The organism is Pseudomonas sp. NPDC089422 (genome assembly GCF_044749405.1).
Classification (GTDB): Bacteria; Pseudomonadota; Gammaproteobacteria; order Pseudomonadales; family Pseudomonadaceae; genus Aquipseudomonas.
The window spans coordinates 146,441-169,223 of sequence record NZ_JBIVHW010000006.1 but is presented as its reverse complement, the minus strand read 5'-3'; the positions used below and the strand labels follow the sequence as shown (position 1 = coordinate 169,223).

The window sequence follows — 22,783 nt, the reverse complement described above, 5'->3', positions numbered from 1 at the left end:
GATCCTTTGTAGGAGCGGCCTTGTGTCGCGAAAGGGCCGCATCGCGGCCCCAGCAATATCTGCCTGAATGCAGAAATCCTGGGGCTGCTGCGCAGCCCTTTCGCGACACAAGGCCGCTCCTACACTGATAGCGCCAGTGCTCCAGGAATAAAAAAGCCGCCCCAGGGGGCGGCTTTCTCGTTACGGCTGGGGTCAGCTTACAGCTGTGGACCAGCAGCCTTGATGGCGTCGGAAACGTCGAACTTCTTGAAGTTTTCGATGAACAGCTTGGCCAGGCCTTGGGCGGCCTCGTCGTAGGCAGCCTTGTCAGCCCAGGTAGCGCGTGGGTTGAGCAGCTCGGTGTCAACGCCCGGAACGGCCTTTGGCACGTCCAGGTTGATGATGTCCAGGTGCTCGGTTTCGGCGCCGACCAGAGCACCGCTCTGGATGGCGGCGATCACGCCACGGGTGGTCGGGATGCTGAAACGCTTGCCAACACCATAGCCACCGCCGGTCCAGCCGGTGTTGACCAGGTAGACCTTGGAGCCGAAGGCGTTGATACGCTTGATCAGCAGCTCGGCGTACTCGCCAGCCGGGCGCGGGAAGAACGGTGCGCCGAAGCAGGTGGAGAAGGTCGACTTGATGCCGCCGCCCGAACCCATTTCGGTGGAACCGACCAGCGCAGTGTAGCCGGACAGGAAGTGGTAGGCCGCCTGCTCGTTGTTCAGGATCGAAACCGGAGGCAGAACACCGGTCAGGTCGCAGGTCAGGAAGATGACTGCGTTCGGCTCACCACCCAGGTTGGCTTCGGCGCGCTTGGCGACGTGCTCCAGCGGGTAGGCGGCGCGGCTGTTCTGGGTCAGGCTGACATCGGCGTAGTCGGCGTGCTTGTTGGCGTCGAGCACGACGTTTTCCAGCACGGCGCCATGCTTGATGGCTTTCCAGATGACCGGCTCGTTCTTCTCGGACAGGTCGATGCACTTGGCGTAGCAGCCGCCTTCCATGTTGAAGACAACGCCTTCGCCCCAACCGTGCTCGTCGTCACCGATCAGGTAACGGCTTTCGTCGGCCGACAGGGTGGTCTTGCCGGTGCCCGACAGGCCGAAGAACAGGGTGACATCGCCTTCTTCGCCGATGTTGGCAGCGCAGTGCATCGGCAGCACGTCGGCGGCCGGCAGCAGGAAGTTCTGCACCGAGAACATGGCTTTCTTCATTTCACCGGCGTAGCGCATGCCAGCGATCAGCACTTTTTTGGCGGCGAAGTTGATGATCACGCAACCGTCGGAGTTGGTGCCGTCGCGCTCAGGCTCACAGACGAAGTTGGCGACGTTGAGGATCTGCCACTGGTCGCGGCCGGCCGGGTTGAACTGGCCCTGCTCCGGGTTGATGAACAGGCAACGGCCGAACAGGTTCTGCCAGGCAGTCTGGGTGGTCATCTTCACCGGCAGGTAGTGCTCGGCAGCAGCCCCTACGTGAACGTAGGAAACGAAGTGATCCTGGGCGTTGTTGAACGCCTCGACGCGGTCCCACAGGGCATCGAACTTGTCGGCCGGGAACTTGCGGTTGATCGGGCCCCAGGCGATGGCGGCCTGGGTGGAAGGTTCTTCGACGATGAAACGGTCAGCCGGCGAGCGGCCAGTACGGTGGCCAGTTTCGACTACCAGTGCGCCGGTATCGGCCAGCACGCCTTCACCGCGTTGCAGCGCTTCTTCAACCAGCTTATCGACGCTCAGGTCGGTGTACACGGTGTTGTTGGCTTGCGTCATGAGATACCCCATCCGGCCCGAGGCCGAGTGCTCCAAACGTTTTGTAGTTGTCTCGAAAAAACTACTACAGCGAAAAAAGTGGCCGGATTATGCCAGAAACGCCCAAAAAAAGTAGGCCCCTCCTGTCAGAACTGCGCTTTTGCGCAATTCGACAGGAGATTCCCCTGAAATTAAACGTTTCAGTGGCGAGTTTCTGACGCCGCTTCTGTGCCGCCACCGGCAAACAGTTGCGCAACATCGCTGGCATCGAAGAAATAGCGCTGGTTACAGAACTGGCAATCGATCTCCACCGTGCCGCCGCACTCCTCGACCAGCGCCTTGGCATCGTGCTCGCCCAAACTGACCAGCGCATTGCCGGAACGTTCGCGCGAGCAGCTGCATTTGAAGCGCAGCGGCTGGATGTCGAACAGGCGTACCGCGTCTTCGTGGTAAAGGCGGTGCAGCAGGGTTTCGTTGTCTTCCGACCACTCTTCTGGCTTGAGCGTCTTGGCCAGGGCAATCACGTGCTGCCAGCTGTCCTCGCGTTCTTCATCGTCCGGCTGGCGATCGCGCGGCAGCTGCTGCAGCAGCAGGCCACGGGCCTTGCCACCCTCGGCGTTGAGCCAGAAGCGGGTGTTGAGCTGCTGCGACTGCACGAAGTAGTTGGTGAAGCACTCTGACAGGTTGGCGCCGTCCAGGTCGACGGTGCCCTGGTAGCGCTGGCCCTTGACCGGGTCGATGGTCAGGGTCAGGTGGCCGCCGGGCATCAGCTGCTCCAGAGTGGCATCGGCCGGGATCTGCTCCGCTTCATAGCGGGCCATGCCGCGGATATCACGCTCGCCCGAGCATTCAACCATCAGCAACGGGATCGGCCCTTCGGAACGCGCCTGCAGAATCAGCAGGCCGTCGAACTTCAGCGCGCCCACCAGCAAGGCGGTGGCGGCCATCAGTTCGCCAAGCAGTGCCTGCACCGGCTGCGGGTACTCGTGACGCGCCAGCACCGCGGCGTAGCTGTCATCGAGAGACACCCACTCGCCGCGCACATCGCGCTCGTCGAAGATGAAACGTTGGGTGAAATCGGTATCAGGCAAATCGCTCATAGGTTTTGGCTATCTGAAAATGATGACAAAATGGTTGCACGGGAGATCGAACCACTGCGAGACCCCGTGGTAGAGCGCTCACAAGGCGCTCTGATTCCTGTTTGCAATAGAGGTATTCTATGGACAATCGACCACTGTTCCAAGCAAGGTGGTCCTGGGGGCCATTGGCAGCCTGTACGCTGCTTCCCATCGCTCTACTGTGTTTCTGGTTATGGCCTATTGGCCAGATCCTGTGCCTGACTTTCGACGAGTGGCTATTCCATAGCCTCAACACGCCACTGGCCGACAACACGACCTGGCGCTACATCTGGACCATCGGCAGCCTGCGCCCCTTCGACATCGTCGTCGGCCTGACCCTTCTGGCCGTGCTGATCCGTGGCAATTGGGTGTTCAAGGCCAGCCAGGTTCGCGAAGCCTTCTTTGGCTTTCTGGTCACGCTGCTCCTATTAGTGGTGATTCGCGCGCTGTTTTCCAAGTGGGTGGATGCAATGGGCTGGCAACATGACAGCCCATCGATGGTATTCGACAACGTGATACACCTCAGCAGTTACTACCCGAACCTGGAAAAGGCCTGGGAGCTGAAGGACCGTTCCAGCAACAGCTTCCCTGGCGATCACGCTTCGGTGCTGCTGATCTGGGCCTTGTTCATGAGCCTGTTCAGCCGCCGCCTGGTGCAGCACCTGATGGTCTGGGGCCTGGCGTTCCTGTTCATGATGCCGCGGCTGGTGGCCGGGGCTCATTGGGGCCAGGACGATTACATCGGCGGCCTGCTGATGGCGCTACTGGCGCTGGGCTGGAGTTGCCATACGCCGTTGGCGGCCAAGGGCAGTGCCTTGCTGCTGCGCTGGACGGCACCTCTGTTTGCTATTGCCAAGAAGTTACCGTTGGTCGGGCGACTGGCGGTAATCCGCTAAATCGCTGGGGGCTGCTTTGCAGCCCCCAGCTATTCAAAGCTGCCATGCAGCTGGTGAATCTGCCGCCGCTGCTTCTTGTTCGGCCGGCCATCTGTAGTCACCCCCATCGCCCCCGCCTTGCGCATCTCGGCCGCCTGCTCGCGACGGCGCACACTGTCTTCTGTCTCTTCATACAGCGTCTGCGCTTCCGGCGCCCCGCGCCGCACCACCGACAGCGCCTTGACCACGACCGTGCGTTCGTCGACCCCGGTACGCAACACGAATTCATCACCTACCCGAGGTTCCTTGCCCGGCTTGCAGCGCTCGCCCCGGCAGTGCACCTTGCCGCTTTCGATCGCCGCCTTGGCCAGCGCACGGGTCTTGTAGAAGCGCGCGGCCCACAGCCATTTGTCCAGGCGGGCCTTGTCGTCGTCCTCGGCTTTTTGTGCCATCTCGTTACCTCGAATTCTGTCTTTCATCGAACTGTACTACCGTAACTGACGGATGCAAAAAGTCCCCGCCGTGCTTACAGTTCACCACCTTATCCGCAGGGTGTGCTTCGTGAAGAAATTTGACCATCTGACAGTGATCGGCCTGCGCGAGTGGGTGGCTCTGCCCGACCTCGGCGTGGCGGGCCTGCGCGCCAAGATCGACACCGGCGCCAGCACCTCCAGCCTGCATGCCACCGAAGTCGAGCCGTTCGAACGCGACGGCCAACCCTGGGTACGCTTCACCGCCCACCTCGGCTCGGTCGTGCAACTGCGCCACCGTCGCTGTGAAGCGCCACTGGTGACCATGAAGACCATCAAGAGCTCCAACGGCCAGGCGCAGACCCGTTACGTCATCCGCACCACACTGGCCCTGGGCGATGCGGTCTGGGAAGTCGAGTTTACCCTGGCCTGTCGCAAGAACATGCGCTATCGCTTGCTGCTGGGCTCCAAGGCGCTCATACACGGCCAACTGGTGGTCAACCCCGGCCTGAAATACGTGCAAGACAAACCGGCCTATCCGGCCACCCTCTCCCCTGTCACAGGTGCTGCATGAAGATCGCTGTGCTGTCGCGCAATCCGCGTCTGTATTCCACCCGCCGCCTGGTCGAAGCCGGTACCCAGCGGGGCCATGAAATGGTGGTGATCGACACCCTGCGGGCCTACATGAACATCGCCAGCCACAAGCCGCAGATCCACTACCGCGGCAAGCCGCTGGAAGGCTTCGATGCAGTGATCCCGCGCATCGGTGCCTCGGTGACCTTCTACGGCTGCGCAGTGCTGCGCCAGTTCGAGATGATGGGCGTATACCCACTGAACGAATCAGTGGCAATCGCTCGCTCGCGTGACAAGCTGCGCTCGCTGCAATTGCTGTCGCGTCGCGGCATCGGCCTGCCGATCACCGGTTTCGCCCACTCGCCGGATGACATCCCCGACCTGATCCAGATGGTCAATGGCGCGCCGCTGGTGATCAAGGTGCTGGAAGGCACCCAGGGGATCGGTGTGGTGCTGTGCGAAACCACCAAGGCCGCCGAGTCGGTGATCGAGGCGTTCATGGGGCTGAAGCAGAACATCATGGTCCAGGAATACATCAAGGAAGCCGGCGGTGCGGATATCCGCTGCTTCGTGGTAGGCGACAAGGTCATCGCCTCGATGAAGCGCCAGGCCAAGCCGGGGGAGTTCCGCTCCAACCTGCACCGCGGCGGGGTGGCCAGCCTGATCAAGATCACCCCCGAAGAACGCATGACGGCCATTCGTGCCGCCAAGGTGATGGGGCTGAGCGTGGCGGGTGTGGATATCCTGCGCTCCAACCACGGGCCATTGGTGATGGAAGTGAACTCGTCGCCGGGGCTAGAGGGCATAGAAGTGACCACCGGCAAGAACGTGGCCGGGATGATCATCGAGCACCTCGAGAAGAATGGCGGGCCGAATCAGACCCGCACCAAAGGCAAAGGCTGATTCAAGCCTGCACCGGCCCCTGTCGGAGCGGCTTTAGCCGCGAAGAGGCCGGTGCACCTCACACCGCATTACGCGGCAGCAGCAACCCCAATGGCAATCGCACTCGCGCCTCGATACCGCCACCGGAGCGGTTGCGCAACTCGACATTCCCGCCATGCTGCGCCGCGATCCGCTTGACGATCGCCAAGCCCAGCCCGGTCCCCTTGCCCCCGCGGGCTCGGTCCCCGCGAATGAACGGGTTGAAGATGGTTTCCAGCTCCGATTCGTCGATCCCGGCACCCCGGTCCAACACGCTGAGCACCACATACGGCGCGCTCTCGTCACCGGACACATAGGCCGCCACCTCGACGCCCTTGCCCGCGTGATGCAAGGCATTGCCGATCAGGTTGCCGAGCATGCGCTTGAGCGAAACCCTGCGCAGCGGAAACGGCGGAATCGGCTCCAGGCACAGGCGCACACGCTCTTCCGGCTGGTTATAGGGCGCCACCACTTCGCGCACCAGGTCGGCCAGGTCGACCTCCTCGACCGGCTCGTCCCGTCCATCGCGAATGAACGCGAGGAACTGGTCGAGAATCGCGTCCATGTCCTCGATGTCGCGAACCATGTCATCACTCAGCTCGTTGTCGCTGTTCAGCAGCGACAGCGACAGCCGCAGGCGTGTAAGCGGCGTGCGCAGGTCATGGGAAACCCCCGCCAGCATCAGCTCCCGCTCGCGACCGGCCTGTTCGACATCTTCGGCCATCTGGTTGAAGGCCCGGTACACCTCGGTCATCTCGCTGGGCGTGTCACTGATCGGCAAGCGCACGCTGCGCCCCTGGCCCACCTGCCGGGCCGCGAATACCAGGCGCTTCAACGGCTGGTTGAGCTGGCGCACGAAGATCCACGCCGAGGCGGTGGACAACAGGCCGATGGCCAGGAACCAGCCCAGCACGTTCCAGATTTTCTGCCCACGCAGCGGGTGCGGGTACAACGGCACCTTCAGCCAGCCCGGGCCCAGGCTCGGAGCGTTCACCCACAGCGCTGGCGGCGCATGGATGCGCAGGCGCACCTCGGTGTCCTCACCCAGCTCGGCCTGCATCTGCCGCTGGTAGATCTCGCTGTAAGGCCAGTGCTGCTCACCCTCCGGCACGCCGGAACCGGTGACCCGGATCAGCCCGGCGGCTTCGGCGATCTTGTCGCGGTTTTCTTCATCCGCCGCCCAATAGGCGCGCAGGGTCAACGCCACACCGTGGCTGTACTGCCGATCGACCAGCACGTCCTCGTTCATCAGCAGGTAGACCAGCGTCAGTGCCTTGGAGAACAGGACAACGATCAGCACCAGCCACAAGGTGCGGGCAAAGAAACTTTGCGGGAACCAGAGCGGCGTTTTCATCGACGGCGAAGCATCATTTGCCAGCGTTTCCGTCGGGTACGAACACGTAGCCTACGCCCCAGACCGTCTGGATGTAGCGTGGCTTGGACGGGTCCGGCTCGATCATGCGGCGCAGGCGCGAGATCTGCACGTCGATGGAGCGCTCCAGGGCGTCCCACTCGCGGCCACGGGCCAGGTTCATCAGCTTGTCGCGGGTCAGCGGCTCACGGGCGTGCATCACCAGCGCCTTGAGCACGGCGAACTCACCGGTGGTGAGCATGTGCACTTCGTCGCCGCGCTTGAGTTCACGGGTGGCCAACGACAGCTCGTAGTCGCCGAACGTGACCGACTCATCCTCGCTGCCCGGGGCACCCGGCACGCTCGGTGCCTGGCGGCGCAGCACGGCTTTGACCCGCGCCATCAGCTCGTCCGGGTTGAACGGCTTGCCCAGGTAGTCGTCAGCGCCCAGTTCCAGGCCCTTGATACGGCTGAGCTCGTCCCCCTTGGCGGTGAGCATGATGATCGGGATCTGGTTGTTCGACTGGCGCAGGCGCTTGCAGGCGGACAGGCCGTCTTCGCCTGGCAGCATCAGGTCGAGCACCACCAGGTTGAACACTTCGCGGGCCAGCAGGCGGTCCATCTGTTCGGTGTTGGGCACCGCACGGGCACGGTAGCCCTTGCTGGTGAAGAAACGTTCCAGCAGGCTGCTGAGCCCCGGATCGTCGTCGACGATGAGAATCTTGTCACCTTCAGCGGTGTTTGCGGTGCCGGTCATGAATAACTCCTCTGATATCGCCGCGCATTATGGCGTAGCCATTGCTGCACGTTGCGTGAGCATTGTTAGCAGATTTTTCCCCGGGCGCCAGTTCCGGCTGGCCGGGCGCCATCACCGCAAGCCGTTTGCGATGGGTATAATGCGCGGCTTTCATCCAGCGCCACCGGGCCACAGGCCCACCGGCGACCCCCGTATTCACAAATGTCAGGTGGTTTACATGGACAGCATCAACAGCCGTATCGCCGAGGAACTGGGCGTACGCCCCCAGCAGGTCGAGGCGGCCGTGGGCCTGTTGGACGAAGGCTCGACCGTGCCTTTCATCGCCCGTTACCGCAAGGAAGTGACCGGTAGCCTCGACGACACCCAGCTGCGCCACCTGGAAGAGCGCCTGCGCTACCTGCGCGAACTCGACGAGCGTCGCGCCAGCATCCTGTCCAGCATCGAGGAACAGGGTAAGCTGACCCCGGAACTGGCCCGCGAGATCAAGCTGGCCGACACCAAGACCCGCCTCGAAGACCTCTACCTGCCGTACAAGCAGAAGCGCCGCACCAAGGGCCAGATCGCCCTGGAAGCCGGCCTCGGCGAGCTCGCTGATAGCCTCTTCAACGACCCGAGCCTGGCCCCGGAAAGCGAAGCTGCGCGCTTCATCGACGCGGAGAAAGGCGTGGCCGACGTCAAGGCCGCGCTGGAAGGCGCCAAGTACATCCTCATGGAGCGCTTCGCCGAAGACGCCGCCCTGCTCGACAAGCTGCGCAACTTCCTCAAGCAGGAAGCGGTACTCAGCGCCCGTGTGGTGGCCGGCAAGGAAGAAGAAGGCGCCAAGTTCCGCGACTACTTCGCCCATGACGAACTGCTGCGCACTGCCCCTTCGCACCGTGCCCTGGCGATCTTCCGCGGCCGCAACGAAGGCGTGCTGAGCGCCTCGCTCAAGGTCGGCGAAGAGCTGCCTGGCACCCTGCACCCGTGCGAACTGATGATCGGCAACCACGTCGGCATCGAAAACCGCAGCCGCCCGGCCGACAAATGGTTGGGCGAGGTGGTGCGCTGGACCTGGAAGGTCAAGCTCTACACCCACCTGGAAACCGACCTGTTCGGCGAACTGCGCGACAATGCCGAGGGTGAGGCGATCAACGTCTTCGCCCACAACTTGCACGACCTGCTGCTGGCCGCCCCGGCCGGCCCGCGCGCCACCCTGGGCTTCGACCCGGGCCTGCGCACCGGCTGCAAGATCGCCGTGGTCGATGCTACCGGCAAGCTGCTGGACCACACCACGGTCTACCCGCACGCGCCGAAGAACGACTGGGACCGCACCATTTCCATCATGGCCGCCCTGTGCGCCAAGCATTCGGTGGAGCTGATCGCCATCGGCAACGGCACCGCCAGCCGCGAGAGCGACAAGCTGGTGGCCGAGCTGGTCAAGAAGTACCCGGCACTGAAGATCACCAAGATCATGGTCTCCGAGGCAGGTGCTTCGGTGTACTCGGCGTCTGAACTGGCCGCCCGCGAATTCCCGGACCTGGACGTGTCGATCCGTGGCGCGGTCTCGATCGCTCGCCGCCTGCAGGACCCGCTGGCCGAGCTGGTGAAGATCGACCCGAAATCCATCGGGGTCGGCCAGTACCAGCACGACGTTTCGCAAATCAAGCTGGCCCGCGGCCTGGACGCCGTGGTCGAGGACTGTGTGAACGCCGTGGGCGTCGACGTCAACACCGCGTCGGTGGCGCTGCTGACCCGTATTTCCGGCCTGAACGCGACCCTGGCGCAGAACATCGTCGCCCACCGCGACGACAACGGCCCGTTCGCTACCCGTGCAGCACTGAAAAAGGTCAGCCGCCTCGGCGAAAAAACCTTTGAACAGGCCGCCGGCTTCCTGCGCGTGATGAACGGCGACAACCCGCTCGACGCCTCCGCCGTTCACCCTGAAGCCTATCCACTGGTGCAGCGCATCGCTGCCGACACCGACCGCGACATCCGCTCGCTGATTGGCGACAGCGGCTTCCTCAAGCGCCTGGACCCGAAGAAGTTCACCGACGAGACCTTCGGCCTGCCGACCGTCACAGACATCCTCCAGGAGCTGGACAAGCCCGGCCGCGACCCACGCCCCGAGTTCAAGACCGCCACCTTCCAGGATGGCGTCGAGGACCTCAAGGACCTGGAACCCGGCATGATCCTCGAAGGCGTGGTGACCAACGTCACCAACTTCGGCGCCTTCGTCGACATCGGCGTGCATCAGGACGGCCTGGTGCACATCTCCGCGCTGTCGGAGAAGTTCGTCAAAGACCCGCGCGAAGCGGTCAAGGCCGGAGACGTGGTCAAGGTCAAGGTCATGGAAGTGGACATCCCGCGCAAGCGTGTCGGCCTGTCCATGCGCATGAGCGACACCCCTGGCGAGAAAGTCGAAGGCAACCGCGGCGGCAGCCGTGGCAATGATGGCAACCGCCAGCAGCAGGCGCCACGCCCGCGTGAAACCACCACTGCTGCCCCGGCCAACAACGCCATGGCTGCACTGTTCGCCAACGCCAAACAGCTGAAGAAGAAGTGATGGACGTACCACGCGAATATGTCGAAAGCGCCTACAGCCAGCTCCTTGGCTGCCGTGTGCAACGCCTGGAAACAGGCGTTGCCGAGGTGGCCCTGGCGCTCGAACCGCACCTGCGCAACCGCGGCCAGAAGCTGCACGGCGGTGCAATCTTCAGCCTGGTGGACATCGCCATGGGCCTGGCCTGCTCGGCCAGCCACGGTTTTGACCAGCAGAGCGTGACCATCGAATGCAAGATCAACTACATGCGCGCCGTCAGCGACGGTGAGGTACTGTGCACCGCCCGTGTGCTGCACGCCGGGCGGCGTACCCTGGTGGTCGACGCCGACGTAGTTCAAGGCGACAAACTGGTGGCGAAAGCGCAAGGAACCTTCGCGGTTCTCTAGCTCACCAAGGGGTATCTGCGGTATTTTTCGGCAGTGCGCTGGCACTGCCGGAACCGCGTAAACCAGGCGACAACGCCAGTTCCTTTTTTCCTACCCTTGTAGACCGTCATCTCTACCCCCATATTGGGGCGACTGACGCGTGAAGGAATACATCTTGAGCGACCTCCTCAACCGCCGCCTGAGCCTGCTCGGCGCCAATCTTCCCCTGCTCAAGCAGTGCCTGCACGGTATTGAGCGCGAATGCCTGCGCGTGACCGACGAAGGTCGCCTGGCCCAGACCCCGCACCCGGAAGCACTGGGGTCGGCGCTGACCAACGAGCAGATCACCACCGACTACTCCGAGTCGCTGCTGGAGTTCATCACCCCGGCCCTGCCTGACCCGGCCAAGGTGCTCGAAAGCCTCGAACAGACTCACTGCTTCGTCTACAGCAAGCTCGGCGACGAATACCTGTGGAGCCCGTCGATGCCCTGCACGCTGCCGGCCGAGGAGGACATCCCGATCGCCGAGTACGGCACCTCGAACATCGGCAAGCTCAAGCACGTCTACCGCAAGGGCCTGGCCCTGCGTTACGGCCGCACCATGCAGTGCATCGCCGGTATCCATTACAACTTCTCGCTGCCTGAAGCGCTGTGGCCCCTGCTGCGCGATGCCGAAGGCGGCGCGCAAAGCGACCGTGACTACCAGTCGTCGGCGTACATCGCGCTGATCCGCAACTTCCGCCGCTACAGCTGGCTGCTTATGTATCTGTTCGGCGCCTCGCCGGCACTGGACAAGGGCTTCCTGCGTGGCCGCCCGCACCAGCTCGAAGAGTTCGATGCCGAAACCCTGTACCTGCCGTACGCCACCAGCCTGCGCATGAGCGACCTGGGCTACCAGAGCAACGCCCAGGCCGGCCTCACGCCCTGCTACAACAACCTCGACAGCTACACCGACAGCCTTCGCAAGGCGGTGGGCACGCCCTACCCGCCTTATGTCGAGGTCGGTACCCACGTGGATGGCGAATGGGTGCAGTTGAACACCAACATCCTGCAGATCGAGAACGAGTACTACTCGAACATCCGCCCGAAACGCGTCACCTACACCGGTGAGCGGCCGATCCAGGCGCTGACCTCGCGCGGTGTGCAGTACGTCGAAGTGCGCTGCCTGGACATCAACCCGTTCCTGCCGGTGGGCATCGACCTGACCGAAGCGCGCTTCCTCGACGCGTTCCTGCTGTTCTGCGCGCTCGAAGAAAGCCCGCAGCTGGACAACGGCGAGTGCGGCCAGTGCACCAGCAACTTCCTTACCGTGGTCAAGGAAGGCCGTCGCCCGGGCCTGGAGCTGCAGCGCAACGGCCAGCCAGTCGCCCTGCGCGAGTGGGCCACCGAACTGATCGGTCGCATCGGCCAGCTGGCGGCGTTGCTCGACAGCGCCCAGGGTGGCGACGAACACGCCAAGGCCCTGGCCACCCAGCAGGCCAAGGTCGATGACGCCTCGCTGACCCCGTCGGCCCAGGTGCTGGCGCGCATGACCGAACATGACGAAACCTTCGTCCAGTTCTCCCTGCGTCAGAGCCGCCTGCACGCTGAGACCTTCCGCGAGCAACCGCTGTCGGTCGAGCAGCAACAGGCCTTCGAGACCTTGGCCCGCGAGTCGCTCGCCAAGCAGTCCGAGCTGGAGCAAGAAGAAGTCGGAGACTTCGACCTGTTCGTCGGCGCCTACCAGGCCAGCATCCTGGCAATCAGCAACTGATGAACCGTACCGCCCCCACGCGCAAACCACGCGCCAGCAGCCAGGCCAGGATCGAAGCGATCCTGGCCGCTGCACGTGAATTGCTGGCCGAGCAAGGCGTGGCCGGGCTGTCGATCTACAGCGTGGCCGAGCGGGCACAGATTCCACCTTCCTCGGTTTACCACTTCTTCGCCAGCGTTCCGGCCCTGCTGGAGGCGCTGACCGCCGATGTACATCGGGCGTTTCGCGAGGCCTTGAACGCACCGATCGACAGCAGCGCGATTGCCACCTGGCACGAACTGTCGCGGCTGATCGAGCAGCGCATGCTCGACATCTACAACGAGGATGCCGCGGCACGTCAGCTGATCCTGGCGCAGCATGGTTTGAGCGAAGTGGTGCAGGCTGACCGCCAGCACGATATGGAGCTGGGAAACCTCATGCATAGCTTGTTCGATCGGCATTTTCAGCTGCCGGCAATGCCAATCGACGTGGATGTCTTCGCCTTGGCCATGGAACTGAGCGACCGCGTTTATGCCCGCTCGATGCAGTTGTTCGAGCAGATCACTCCCCGCATGGCAGAAGAAGGCATGCGCGTGTTCGAGGCGTATCTTTCCCTCTACTTGCCACCCTTCCTGCCCTTGCGCCGTAAAGCCTGAGCAGACACATCTACCACCGTTTACAGCAAGGCAATGATTTCAATGAGGCCGGCCAATGCCAGCCCAACGAGAGATCATTTTCATGCCTACGCCCGATATCCTTCTACGCGACATCGTCAACACCCCACCCATTCCCGTTACCCTGAGCCAGCAGTTAGCCGGCAAGGGCAATTTGCTGAGCGCTGCACGACGCACCCTCAACCAAAGTTCGAAACAGTTGCGAAGCCTCTTGGCCCAAGCGCCCAATCAGCGGCAAACCCTGCTCGATACGCTGCAAGCGCATATGCAACTCGATCCTTCCCAGTGCGGTGTGCAAGACGGCGAACGGCAGGTGACCTTGCTGACGCTCGCCGCCCGCCTGCTGGCAGGTCCGGTGTTTGGTAATCCGTTTGCCGATTGGTCTGGCTGGGGATTCGCCGACGAGACAGTACAGGCGAAGATGACCGGCGCTGATTGGACGCAAGCGCTTGGCCCTGTGGTGAACGCAGCGAAATTTCGCGCTGCATCCAATTACTGGAATGCGCGAATGCCTGACACTGACATTTCCCGGCAAACCCATGCGAGCCATCTGCTTCGCCAGCATTTCAACAGCTGCCTGGACATTGAGTATGGCCTTGGAGCGATAGATACCGACAGTTGGCTGCAGGGCAGAGCCCCCCTCGCGCCTTACGCACACCTGCAATGGCAGTTGCCGACCGGGAGGCGACTGACCAGCACGGCAGCGTTACTGATCAGCCCTCGAGCCGAACAAGCGCCCTGGCTACTCTACCTCCCGGCCATGCTGCATCCCGTGCTCGCATTTTCTGACCTTGAGCGTTTGCGCGACTGGATCTTCCAGCATCGCGCAAGCTTCTGGTCGGACCCCAGATCCCCAATCAACCCTGGCACGCGCGACAACGTGCTCATCTCGACAGTGCAAAGCGAGGGTTTCGCCAGCCTGATTGCGGAGGCGCTACGACAACATCAGGACATTGCCGATCATCATCTGCTGCAAGCCAGTCTGCGAAGCGAAACCGATCCCTTCGACTGGTCCGACCTGCAAAGCTGGGAAAACGAGCGAAGCGCGCTGGTTCGCGAGGCCTTGGATGCCACCCTGGAAGCTGCCATTGACGAGGTGAATGCAAACGATGCCGCGCTGGCAGAAGAAGAGGTCCACTTCGCCTGCCTGGAGCAACACCTGCCCATTGCTTGGCGCAACCAGCTCATAGAGCGCCAGGAGACGCTGCTGGAGCAGTTTCTTGCTGGCGAAGCAGAGCCGGCGTCGGCCAAGGTAACGCTGTTGCGCGAGCGTCAGGCAGCGCTGGACCTGTTACAGGACTCCCACGACATTCAGTTGCTGGAGTTGCCTGAGCGGATGACGGATTTCGATTTGCAGACGCCTGTCGGTGAAAAAACCTGGCTGGCAATAATCAGCGATGGGCTCTGCCAGGCGATGCAGAAGGAGGCCCGCTTGCAGCACACACTGGGAGAGCTGTCCGCGACTCATCTAGGTTGGGTCGAGCAACTGGCCGCCAGGCCTGAACCAAGCCTGCGACGCGCAGTTGAGGTCCGCTCGCTTGAGCTGGTCGTCAACGATCGCAAATGGCCCCTTTGCGGCTACATGACATTCCGTGCGCTCCCTTCGGAAGATGAAGAAATCCAGGACCCTGGCGTGCTGCTGTACAGGCCGGGGCAACGGGGCGGAATACTCGCTTTCAATAACGAATCGGAGCTTGCCCGACGTCTGCTGGCGACGCTCAACGGCGCCTGGCCCGACGCATTGCTGGAGTCGACTCACCCAGACGAGGGCATTGGAGTGCTTGAGCAGCTGACCAGCTCTGGCTCGGCTCGCTTCCACCACCCGATCATCGAGTCCCACTTCATGCAACATTGCGTGCAAGCCATCGTCACGGCTCTGCCTGCCGAAACCCCCAGGGAGCATGCCCGACAACGCCTGTGCATCAGCGAGAACCGCGCCAGAACAGCGGCCCTGGCGCGGTTTGCGGAGCAGAACCGTAGCAGCCATATTCAGACGCAACTCAACCCGTTGCGCCACCTTGATGCAACGCAGCTGGCCTCACTGGCCGACCAGGTCGAAAGACTGCAAGACTCGCTGCGCGCGTCGGCTGACCTGCTCAGGTTGAGCTTGCCGTCACCCCAGCAGTTCGCACGTGACAGACTGCACCAGCACCTGCGCAGTGCGTTCAATGTACAGGACGTTCCGCAGATCACCCTGAATATTGCTGACAGCGTCACCGTGAAGAAGGAAGTGACGGGGCAATCGGCAACCGGCGGGGCCGGGTCCCGGGAGGTGCCGGTCTACAGCAAGGCCCGAAGTGACATCCGCCTCGAGACCTTCATCCTGGAGGCACTCGATGATGACCGGCAAAGAAGGCTGGACAATGCCATCCTGAAGCTCGAGCCGGCCAACTCCACGCTGCAGCGGGCACTGACACCGGCTTACCTTGCCGAACTGGTGACACAACTGGATGCCGCTGGCAGCTATGAACAACGCATCGTCAACGCCTACCTGGGCTTTGCGCACGAAACCCCCTGGCAAGTGCAATGGCGCCAGGAAACCTTCCGCACCCCCTATGAGCATCGCCTGCATCTCTGGGTACTGAGCAGACCAACCAGCCTTGATCGCGAAGGTCAGCAACTGCTGGAAAAGTTCTACCACGAACAGGTCAACACCAACTCTGCCAGAACGATCAACCACTGCTCGTTGATGCTCAAACCTGGCACGGCGGCAGACGGCAGCAGCAGCCGTGTGTATCTTTCAGGCATCACTGTAATAGAGAGCGCGAGTGGCCCGGTGCTGTTGTACATGCCCGATGCACCCAACGGCACGGTGATCAGCCAGCATGCCACCAGCACAGCGGCTTGCGAGGCGCTGCAGACCATGGCACTGGACAAGAAGATGGCCCGTTTCCTTGCAACCCGGTGCCTCTCCGGCAGCCCTGACGAACATGAGCGCTACATCGACAAGGCACTGCGCGCAGGGTTTCGGGCCTTTCTGGAGCCAGGCTCGGCACGTACCAAAAGCTTACCAGCTCACGAGTCTGCCGAAGACATGGGTGAACTCATTCGCGCTCACCGCGCCACTTCACGCAGCCAGGCCGACATTGCCATTGCCGCCCCCCAGGTGTTCAACCGTTATTTCTTCATGGGGCTGAGAATGGCGCTAGGCATCGTACCGGGCGTCGGCACCGCCCTGGCATTTTACGATGGCTGGCATGCGGCAAATGCTGCAGTCAGGGCGTTTGAAGAGGGCGACGCGGAAGACGGCCTGCAACAGCTCGTCAGCTTGCTGCAGTCGCTGAGCGATGCCCTTCTCACACTGGCGCCATTGGCAGCGAGCGCTGGCACGCCAGCAGTGACCGCACGCCTATTGACCCAGCAACGCCAGCGACTTGACCCTCTCAGGCCGGCAACCCGCCTTCGCAAGACACCGCCCAGCCCATTCGCCGGTTATGAGGCTGAACTGCCTGCTGGTCCGTTACAACGATCCACGCTTGCACACGGCGCCGGTATTTTCGAGCATGCCGGGACTCGACAACACTACATTTCGCGTAGCAGTGCCTGGTATGCGGTGGAATGGGACCCGGCGTATCTGACCTGGCGGCTCAAGCCTCAGGGTGTCCGCTCCTACCGTCAGCCCGTGCGCCTGAGCGAGCACGGAAGATGGGAAACCCCCGGCCGACTCAACGGGCTATTGGTGGAGAATGGGCTGGAAGGCGGTGGCGGTGCCCTTGGCACGCTCTACAACCATGGGGTTGCCTACTGGCGCCAAATGATTCGCCGGCAGCCGCGGCAACTCACCGGCATGGAGCTCGTCCACGACATAAACGACGGGCTCAAACGCGCGAAAAAGAGCATACAGATAAAGCAGGCGGACTACCGCAAAGCACTGCAAGCCGTCGCGGACGGTACACAACCAAGCGACGCGCAAAAAGTGGTGATCATTGAGGCACGCTCAAGGATGAGCGATGAAGTCAGGCAGAACATCGAATTCAACCAGCACAGCATCGCACGCCTGACGGAGCAGCGTGCAACACTTAACAGACGGGAGAATGCCAGGTTCATTTCATTGTCCGAGCTGAACATCAGCGAGATGAGCGTGCTCGAAATGCACCTCGCGCTCGATCGCTCCACTCTGGCCGCAGAGCAGATCAGGAAGGCGGTCGCCGCATTCCGTGAACTGCCGGCCTCCGCCCCCCTCGAACTGCTGAAACGTCTGACCCGGAACACAGCGAAGGCGAATCAGGAAATGATCGAGACATTGCTTGAGATGGAGCGCCTATCCATTCGCCATCACGCCTGGCGCAATCACCTGCAGGGTAGTGCACTGACCAACTACCTGATGAAAGTTGAAACCACAGGATTGACGCTGGACGTGACCAGCGTAAGGCTGGCCCGTGCATCCTTCCTTGCGACCTCACTGTTCAACGTTGGCGCCATCGAAAATCGGCAACTGGAAGCCTTCATGACGTACTTCCATGAACAAAAAAAGGCCTTGCGCAGCACCCTGTTCAGTCACATAAGTCTACCCGCGGCCGACCTTTCCCGTGCCCGCGAACGTATGTTCCTGAGCAGCGCGCAGCGTCAATACCGCCGCTTCCTCAGTCATGTCACAGCATGGGAGGACAGCTTTCGTGACTTGTTGTCCACGCAGGAAACGCGCTCCCTGCGCCAGTTGCTGGGCCAGCTGATCGATGAAATCGAGGACTACCTCGGCAGGAACACACCCCGACAACGTCAAGCCGCTCAGCCTGGTCAAGGCCCTAGCCGTCCACGCCTGTTCGAAACTGTCGAAGGCCCGCTCATCGGTACTGAATATGTCGAGCGAGGCCAGCCGCGCATGCGGATCAATCAACCCCATTCTGATCAACCCCATACCGTCTACACGCGTGACGCCGCAGGCCAGTGGCAGTTATCCGCACCGCAACGCGCAGCGCCCGGCCAGTCGATGGCATCGCTCGTGGAAACCGCTACCACTCAGCTGAACGATCTGCCAAGGCAACAGGCCACGCTGCGCGGCTACCAGACTCCACACGCGCTCCCCGTCGACCTGGAGGACATCGCCCTAGGGCACGCACAACAACTGCACTTCATCGCCGACAGGATCCGCCAGAAAGCTGCTGGCTCGATTACACCCGACCAAACCGCCTTGTCACGCAGACTGGATGATGCCGCAGAGAAAATGCAGGAACTCGGCCGACAGTTGCGCACAGCCCAGACCAAAGCGACTCTCAGGCCTACGGTGGGGTATCTGGAATACCTGCTCGAACATCAGGAAGTGGAGATAACGTGGTCGCGCACATTGAGACCTCAGCTGGATCGGCAGGGTAACCCGCTAGAGTATCTCGAGGAGTATCGGATTATTGACCGAATCACGCGCCAACCGTTGTGGTATGCGCACTTCCACTTCCGACGGAGACCGGCGCACGGTTTCACTCGGCTGGAGGCAGGCCATTTAAAGCTTGCCAGTGAACGCAATCAGGGGGAAGGAGCCTGGCGGGGCGCCATGAACGAAGCGCAAGCCAACCAAATGTTCGGCAACCTGCGGCCAAACGATTGACCCAGCATTGCCCCCTGAACTGCCAAGCAGTCCAGGGGGCGAATGCTTACAGCTTGGCAATGGACACTTCAGTCGACTTCACGAAAGCAATCACTTCACTGCCCACCTGCAGTTCCAGCTCTTTCACAGAGCGGGTGGTGATCACCGACGTGACGATGCCGGAGGCGGTCTGCACGTCGATTTCCGACAATACAGGCCCTTCGAGGATTTCTTTCACAGTGCCTTTGAACTGGTTACGGACGTTGATGGCTTTGATGGTCATGGCTTGATTCCTTCTCTATTGGCTTCAGTCTGGTAAGTGAGTCATTCAGTGCGCCCAACGCAATTGCGTGGGCAAAGGGGCTACAGGGTCCGGCTCGGGCGGGGTGCCCGGTGCCGACAGAACACGGTTGAGCACTTCGCTTTCCAGCGCGGCCAGGCGGTGCGAACCACGCGCCCTGGGCCGAGCCAGATCGACGTTGAGGTCCAGGCCGACTTCGCCGTCCTCGATCAGGATCACCCGATCCGCGACGGCCACCGCCTCGTTGACGTCATGGGTGACCAGCAGCACGGTAAAGCCATGCTGTCGCCACAGACGCTCGATCAGTTGCTGCATCTCGATGCGGGTCAGCGCATCCAGCGCACCCAGCGGCTCATCCAGCAGCAGCAGGCGCGGCTGGTGGATCAAGGCGCGGGCCAGGGCCACACGCTGTTTCTGGCCGCCGGACAAGGCCGCAGGCCATTCATTGGCACGATCGGCCAGGCCAACCGACTCCAGGGCATCCAGCGCACGCTGGCGCCAATCACCGCGCAGGCCCAGGCCGACGTTGTCGATCACCTTCTTCCAGGGCAGCAGGCGTGCGTCCTGGAACATCAGGCGGGTTTCCTCACGGGCCTCGCTCAGCGGTGCGGCACCGGCCAGCAACTCACCGGCACTCGGCTGGTCGAGCCCGGCCAGCAGGCGCAGCAAGGTGCTCTTGCCGCAACCACTGCGACCGACGATGGCAACGAACTGACCGGCCGGAATATGCAGGTCGATACCCTTCAACACGTCACGCTGGCCGAAGGCCTTGCGCAGGCCGTTGGCGGCCAGCGGGATGCCACGCAGCAGGCGTGGCGGCTGTTCCTTGAGCACGGTCATGCGCCCTCCTTCTTGGCCACCTGGTAGGCCGGGTGCCAGCGCAGCCACACCCGTTCCAGGCCGCGGGCGGCGAGGTCGGCGAGCTTGCCGAGCACGGCGTACAGGACGATGGCCAGCACCACCACGTCGGTCTGCAGAAATTCACGCGCATTCATGGCCAGGTAACCGATGCCGGCGTTGGCTGAAATGGTCTCGGCAACGATCAACGTCAGCCACATGAAGCCCAGGGCGAAGCGCACCCCGACCAGGATCGAAGGCAGCGCACCGGGCAGGATCACCTGGCGGAACAGGCCGAAACCGGACAAACCATAGCTGCGGGCCATCTCCACCAGTGCCGGGTCGACATTGCGGATGCCGTGGTAGGTGTTCAGGTAGATCGGGAACAACGTGCCCAGCGCGACCAGGAAGATCTTTGCCGACTCGTCGATACCGAACCACAGGATCACCAGCGGAATCAGCGCCAGGTGCGGCACGTTGCGGATCATCTGCACCGAGCTGTCGAGCAGGCGTTCGCCCCAGTTCGACAGGCCGGTGATGAAGCCCAGCACCAGGCCGATGCTGCCGCCGATGACGAAGCCCAGCCCGGCCCGCCAGCCACTGATGGCCAGGTGGGTCCAGATTTCACCGCTGCGCACCAGCTCGACGCCAGCACTGACCACCGCGCTTGGCGCAGGCAGTATGCGGGTCGACAGCCAGCCGGCGCTGACCGCCAGTTGCCAGGCCGCCAGCAGCAGTACCGGCAGGGCCCACGGCGCCAGGCGCTGGCTCAGGGTGGTGGAGGTTGCACGACTCATGGCCAGGCCCTCAGCTCTGCGCGACGGACTTGGGCAGGATGTCGTTGGCGACCATTTCGCCGAACGGGCTCACGTAGCCTCCCGTCTTGGCCTGCTCGGGGCGTTGCACATCGAGATGCGGGAACAGCAGTTCGGCGACGCGATACGACTCTTCCAGGTGCGGGTAGCCGGAGAAGATGAAGGTATCGATACCCAGGTCAGCATATTCCTTGACCCGTGCCGCCACGGTCGGGCCATCGCCGACCAGCGCGGTGCCGGCACCGCCGCGTACCAGGCCGACACCCGCCCAGAGGTTGGGGCTGACTTCCAGGTTGTCACGGTTGCCCTTGTGCAGGGCCGCCATGCGCTGCTGGCCGACCGAGTCGAAACGCGCCAGCGAGGCCTGGGCACGGGCGATGGTGTCGTCGTCCAGGTGCGAGATCAGCTTGTCGGCGGCGGCCCAGGCTTCTTCATTGGTTTCGCGCACAATCACGTGCAGGCGGATACCGAAGCGCACTTCGCGGCCTTGGGCTGCAGCCTTCTCACGCACCTGGGCGATCTTCTCGGCAACGGCGCTCGGTGGCTCGCCCCAGGTCAGGTACAGCTCGACCTGCTCGGCCGCGAGGTCCTGGGCCGCTTCCGACGAGCCACCGAAGTACAGCGGCGGGCGTGGTTGCTGGATCGGCGGGTAGAGCAGCTTGGCGCCCTTCACCTGGATGTGCTTGCCGTCGTAGTCGACGTTTTCGCCTTCCAGCACCTTGCGCCAGATGCGGGTGAACTCGACCGACGCTTCGTAGCGCTCCTGGTGGTTCAGGTGCAGGCCGTCGCCGGCCAGTTCGTCCGGGTCGCCCCCGGTCACCAGGTTGAACAGCGCACGGCCGTTGGACAGGCGGTCGAGGGTCGCGGCCTGGCGTGCGGCGACGGTCGGCGAAATGATGCCCGGGCGCAGGGCCACCAGGAACTTGAGGCGCTGGGTCACCGGAATCAGCGACGCCGCCACCAGCCAGGAGTCTTCGCAGGAACGCCCGGTAGGGATCAGCACACCACCGAAACCAAGGCGGTCGGCAGCCTGGGCGATCTGCTGCAGGTAACCATGATCGACCGCGCGGGCGCCGTCGGACGTGCCCAGGTACTTGCCGTCACCGTGGGTAGGGAGGAACCAGAAAATGTTCAGGCTCATTGGAGTTGTCTCCTCAAGGGTGGCTCAAGCCGAGGCGGCGCCCCGGCGCAGGCGAATCGATCAAGGCGCGGTGGCGACCTTGGCCGGGGGTGTCCAGATCACGTCCTTGATGCTCAGCGGCTTGGGAATCAGCTTGAGCGCCTGGAAGGTGTCGGCAATCTTCTGTTGTGCGGCCACCACTTGCGGGGTGAGCGCCTGGGCACCGTAGCCTTGGCGTTTCACCGAGGTCAGGGTGATGTCGGCAGGCAGGCCGAGCAGTGGCGCGACCTGGTCAGTGACTTCCTGCGGGTTGGCCTGGGACCACTGGCCCACGGCGCGCACTTCGTCGATCAGGGTGCTGATCACCGCCGGGTGCTGGGTGGCGTAGCTGCGGGTAGCCAGGTAGAACTGGTGGTTGTCGACCAGGTCCTTGCCGTCACGCAAGGTACGGGCTTGCAACTGTTGCTCGGCGGCCGCCTGGTACGGGTCCCAGATCACCCAGGCATCGACGCTGCCACGCTCGAAGGCGGCGCGGGCATCGGCAGGCGGCAAATACACAGGCTGGATGTCGCTGTATTTGAGGCCGGCGTCTTCCAGGGCACGGACCAGCAGGTAATGAACGTTGGAGCCTTTGTTGAGGGCGACTTTCTTGCCTTTGAGTTCTTTCACCGACTGGATCGGCGAGCCTTTCGGCACGAGGATGGCTTCGCTGTGCGGCGCAGGTGGCTCATAGGCCACGTAGAGCAGGTCGGCGCCAGCGGCCTGGGCGAACACAGGTGGGGTCTCACCGGTGACACCGAAGTCGATCGAACCGACGTTCAGCCCTTCGAGCAGTTGTGGGCCGCCGGGGAACTCGGTCCACTGCACTTGCACGCCCTGCTCGGCCAGGCGCTTCTCCAGCGTGCCCTTGGCCTTGAGCAGCACCAGGGTGCCGTACTTCTGGTAACCGATACGCAGGCTTTCGGCCTGGGCTTGGGTGATGGCGCCGAAGGACACAGCCGCCGCAAACAGGGCGACCAGACCACGACGCAAGAAGACTGTGCGCATGGCGCTCTCCTGTGCGATTGAGGTTCGGGTTGCACCTGCTTGC

General features: G+C 62.8%; 18 protein-coding genes. 8 read left to right on the top strand and 10 right to left on the bottom strand.

The window, feature by feature from the left end; genetic code table 11:
- Positions 1-197 precede the first annotated feature (197 nt).
- On the bottom strand, positions 198-1,745 hold the full coding sequence (locus ACIPZ8_RS13330) for a phosphoenolpyruvate carboxykinase (protein WP_400723639.1): 1,548 nt from the start codon (positions 1,743-1,745) through the stop codon (positions 198-200).
- 179 nt (positions 1,746-1,924) lie between these two features.
- Entirely contained in the window at positions 1,925-2,824 is a 900-nt protein-coding gene (hslO, locus tag ACIPZ8_RS13325) for an Hsp33 family molecular chaperone HslO (protein ID WP_085678662.1), read from the bottom strand.
- Between the two features lie 119 nt (positions 2,825-2,943).
- Here hslO and ACIPZ8_RS13320 point away from each other — a divergent pair, with 119 nt between their 5' ends.
- Positions 2,944-3,738, top strand: coding sequence for a phosphatase PAP2 family protein (locus ACIPZ8_RS13320; protein ID WP_400723636.1), 795 nt, complete (start codon positions 2,944-2,946; stop codon positions 3,736-3,738).
- Between the two features lie 29 nt (positions 3,739-3,767).
- Here the strand turns inward: ACIPZ8_RS13320 and ACIPZ8_RS13315 are convergent, their stop codons facing one another.
- On the bottom strand, positions 3,768-4,169 hold the full coding sequence (locus ACIPZ8_RS13315) for an RNA-binding S4 domain-containing protein (protein WP_400723633.1): 402 nt from the start codon (positions 4,167-4,169) through the stop codon (positions 3,768-3,770).
- A gap of 109 nt (positions 4,170-4,278) precedes the next feature.
- Here ACIPZ8_RS13315 and ACIPZ8_RS13310 point away from each other — a divergent pair, with 109 nt between their 5' ends.
- Positions 4,279-4,761 (top strand): ATP-dependent zinc protease, encoded by a 483-nt coding sequence (locus ACIPZ8_RS13310; protein ID WP_085678653.1) that lies wholly within the window; start codon positions 4,279-4,281, stop codon positions 4,759-4,761.
- Entirely contained in the window at positions 4,758-5,663 is a 906-nt protein-coding gene (gene rimK, locus ACIPZ8_RS13305; RefSeq protein WP_015268602.1) for a 30S ribosomal protein S6--L-glutamate ligase, read from the top strand. Before ACIPZ8_RS13310 ends, rimK begins: the two co-directional genes overlap by 4 nt.
- 58 nt (positions 5,664-5,721) lie before the next feature.
- Here the strand turns inward: rimK and ACIPZ8_RS13300 are convergent, their stop codons facing one another.
- The gene (locus tag ACIPZ8_RS13300) at positions 5,722-7,035 is read right to left on the bottom strand and encodes an ATP-binding protein (protein ID WP_400723628.1); all 1,314 of its coding nucleotides are present in this window, start codon (positions 7,033-7,035) and stop codon (positions 5,722-5,724) included.
- A 13-nt stretch (positions 7,036-7,048) separates the two neighbouring features.
- Entirely contained in the window at positions 7,049-7,789 is a 741-nt protein-coding gene (ompR, locus tag ACIPZ8_RS13295; protein ID WP_085273867.1) for a two-component system response regulator OmpR, read from the bottom strand.
- 217 nt (positions 7,790-8,006) lie between these two features.
- Between ompR and ACIPZ8_RS13290 the strand changes: the two genes are divergently transcribed.
- From ACIPZ8_RS13290 to ACIPZ8_RS13270, 5 genes are all read left to right on the top strand, one after another.
- On the top strand, positions 8,007-10,331 hold the full coding sequence (locus ACIPZ8_RS13290) for a Tex family protein (protein ID WP_400723624.1): 2,325 nt from the start codon (positions 8,007-8,009) through the stop codon (positions 10,329-10,331).
- A complete protein-coding gene (locus ACIPZ8_RS13285; protein ID WP_400723621.1) occupies positions 10,331-10,714 on the top strand; it encodes a PaaI family thioesterase in 384 nt (127 codons plus the stop codon). The genes ACIPZ8_RS13290 and ACIPZ8_RS13285 overlap by 1 nt, the downstream gene beginning before the upstream one ends.
- Before the next feature lie 154 nt (positions 10,715-10,868).
- Entirely contained in the window at positions 10,869-12,446 is a 1,578-nt protein-coding gene (gene gshA / locus ACIPZ8_RS13280; RefSeq protein ID WP_400723618.1) for a glutamate--cysteine ligase, read from the top strand.
- Complete coding sequence (locus tag ACIPZ8_RS13275; protein WP_400723615.1) at positions 12,446-13,081, top strand: TetR/AcrR family transcriptional regulator; 636 nt, start codon at positions 12,446-12,448, stop codon at positions 13,079-13,081. Before gshA ends, ACIPZ8_RS13275 begins: the two co-directional genes overlap by 1 nt.
- A gap of 82 nt (positions 13,082-13,163) precedes the next feature.
- Positions 13,164-18,641 (top strand): dermonecrotic toxin domain-containing protein, encoded by a 5,478-nt coding sequence (locus ACIPZ8_RS13270; protein WP_400723612.1) that lies wholly within the window; start codon positions 13,164-13,166, stop codon positions 18,639-18,641.
- Between the two features lie 46 nt (positions 18,642-18,687).
- Here ACIPZ8_RS13270 and ACIPZ8_RS13265 read toward each other — a convergent pair whose 3' ends face one another.
- Genes ACIPZ8_RS13265 through ACIPZ8_RS13245 form a run of 5 tightly spaced genes read right to left on the bottom strand, consistent with a single transcriptional unit; the run spans position 18,688 to position 22,740 of the window.
- Entirely contained in the window at positions 18,688-18,903 is a 216-nt protein-coding gene (locus ACIPZ8_RS13265) for a molybdopterin-binding protein (protein ID WP_008095172.1), read from the bottom strand.
- Between the two features lie 45 nt (positions 18,904-18,948).
- Positions 18,949-19,761 carry an aliphatic sulfonates ABC transporter ATP-binding protein gene (ssuB, locus tag ACIPZ8_RS13260; RefSeq protein ID WP_400723609.1) on the bottom strand — a complete coding sequence of 271 codons (813 nt, stop codon included), beginning with the start codon at positions 19,759-19,761 and terminating at the stop codon, positions 18,949-18,951.
- Positions 19,758-20,555 carry an aliphatic sulfonate ABC transporter permease SsuC gene (ssuC, locus tag ACIPZ8_RS13255; RefSeq protein WP_159412850.1) on the bottom strand — a complete coding sequence of 266 codons (798 nt, stop codon included), beginning with the start codon at positions 20,553-20,555 and terminating at the stop codon, positions 19,758-19,760. The genes ssuB and ssuC overlap by 4 nt, the downstream gene beginning before the upstream one ends.
- Before the next feature lie 10 nt (positions 20,556-20,565).
- Positions 20,566-21,714: an FMNH2-dependent alkanesulfonate monooxygenase gene (ssuD, locus tag ACIPZ8_RS13250; protein WP_400723605.1), complete on the bottom strand. Its 1,149-nt coding sequence runs from the start codon at positions 21,712-21,714 to the stop codon at positions 20,566-20,568.
- Between the two features lie 60 nt (positions 21,715-21,774).
- Complete coding sequence (locus ACIPZ8_RS13245; protein WP_400723602.1) at positions 21,775-22,740, bottom strand: sulfonate ABC transporter substrate-binding protein; 966 nt, start codon at positions 22,738-22,740, stop codon at positions 21,775-21,777.
- Positions 22,741-22,783: the final 43 nt, after the last annotated feature.

Coding starts and splice junctions, on each gene's coding strand:
- ACIPZ8_RS13330 (WP_400723639.1), bottom strand. CDS start 1,745: ATGACGCAAGCCAACAACACCGTGTACACCGACCTGAGCGTCGATAAG.
- hslO (WP_085678662.1), bottom strand. CDS start 2,824: ATGAGCGATTTGCCTGATACCGATTTCACCCAACGTTTCATCTTCGAC.
- ACIPZ8_RS13320 (WP_400723636.1), top strand. CDS start 2,944: ATGGACAATCGACCACTGTTCCAAGCAAGGTGGTCCTGGGGGCCATTG.
- ACIPZ8_RS13315 (WP_400723633.1), bottom strand. CDS start 4,169: ATGGCACAAAAAGCCGAGGACGACGACAAGGCCCGCCTGGACAAATGG.
- rimK (WP_015268602.1), top strand. CDS start 4,758: ATGAAGATCGCTGTGCTGTCGCGCAATCCGCGTCTGTATTCCACCCGC.
- ACIPZ8_RS13300 (WP_400723628.1), bottom strand. CDS start 7,035: ATGAAAACGCCGCTCTGGTTCCCGCAAAGTTTCTTTGCCCGCACCTTG.
- ompR (WP_085273867.1), bottom strand. CDS start 7,789: ATGACCGGCACCGCAAACACCGCTGAAGGTGACAAGATTCTCATCGTC.
- ACIPZ8_RS13290 (WP_400723624.1), top strand. CDS start 8,007: ATGGACAGCATCAACAGCCGTATCGCCGAGGAACTGGGCGTACGCCCC.
- ACIPZ8_RS13285 (WP_400723621.1), top strand. CDS start 10,331: ATGGACGTACCACGCGAATATGTCGAAAGCGCCTACAGCCAGCTCCTT.
- ACIPZ8_RS13275 (WP_400723615.1), top strand. CDS start 12,446: ATGAACCGTACCGCCCCCACGCGCAAACCACGCGCCAGCAGCCAGGCC.
- ACIPZ8_RS13270 (WP_400723612.1), top strand. CDS start 13,164: ATGCCTACGCCCGATATCCTTCTACGCGACATCGTCAACACCCCACCC.
- ACIPZ8_RS13265 (WP_008095172.1), bottom strand. CDS start 18,903: ATGACCATCAAAGCCATCAACGTCCGTAACCAGTTCAAAGGCACTGTG.
- ssuB (WP_400723609.1), bottom strand. CDS start 19,761: ATGACCGTGCTCAAGGAACAGCCGCCACGCCTGCTGCGTGGCATCCCG.
- ssuC (WP_159412850.1), bottom strand. CDS start 20,555: ATGAGTCGTGCAACCTCCACCACCCTGAGCCAGCGCCTGGCGCCGTGG.
- ssuD (WP_400723605.1), bottom strand. CDS start 21,714: ATGAGCCTGAACATTTTCTGGTTCCTCCCTACCCACGGTGACGGCAAG.
- ACIPZ8_RS13245 (WP_400723602.1), bottom strand. CDS start 22,740: ATGCGCACAGTCTTCTTGCGTCGTGGTCTGGTCGCCCTGTTTGCGGCG.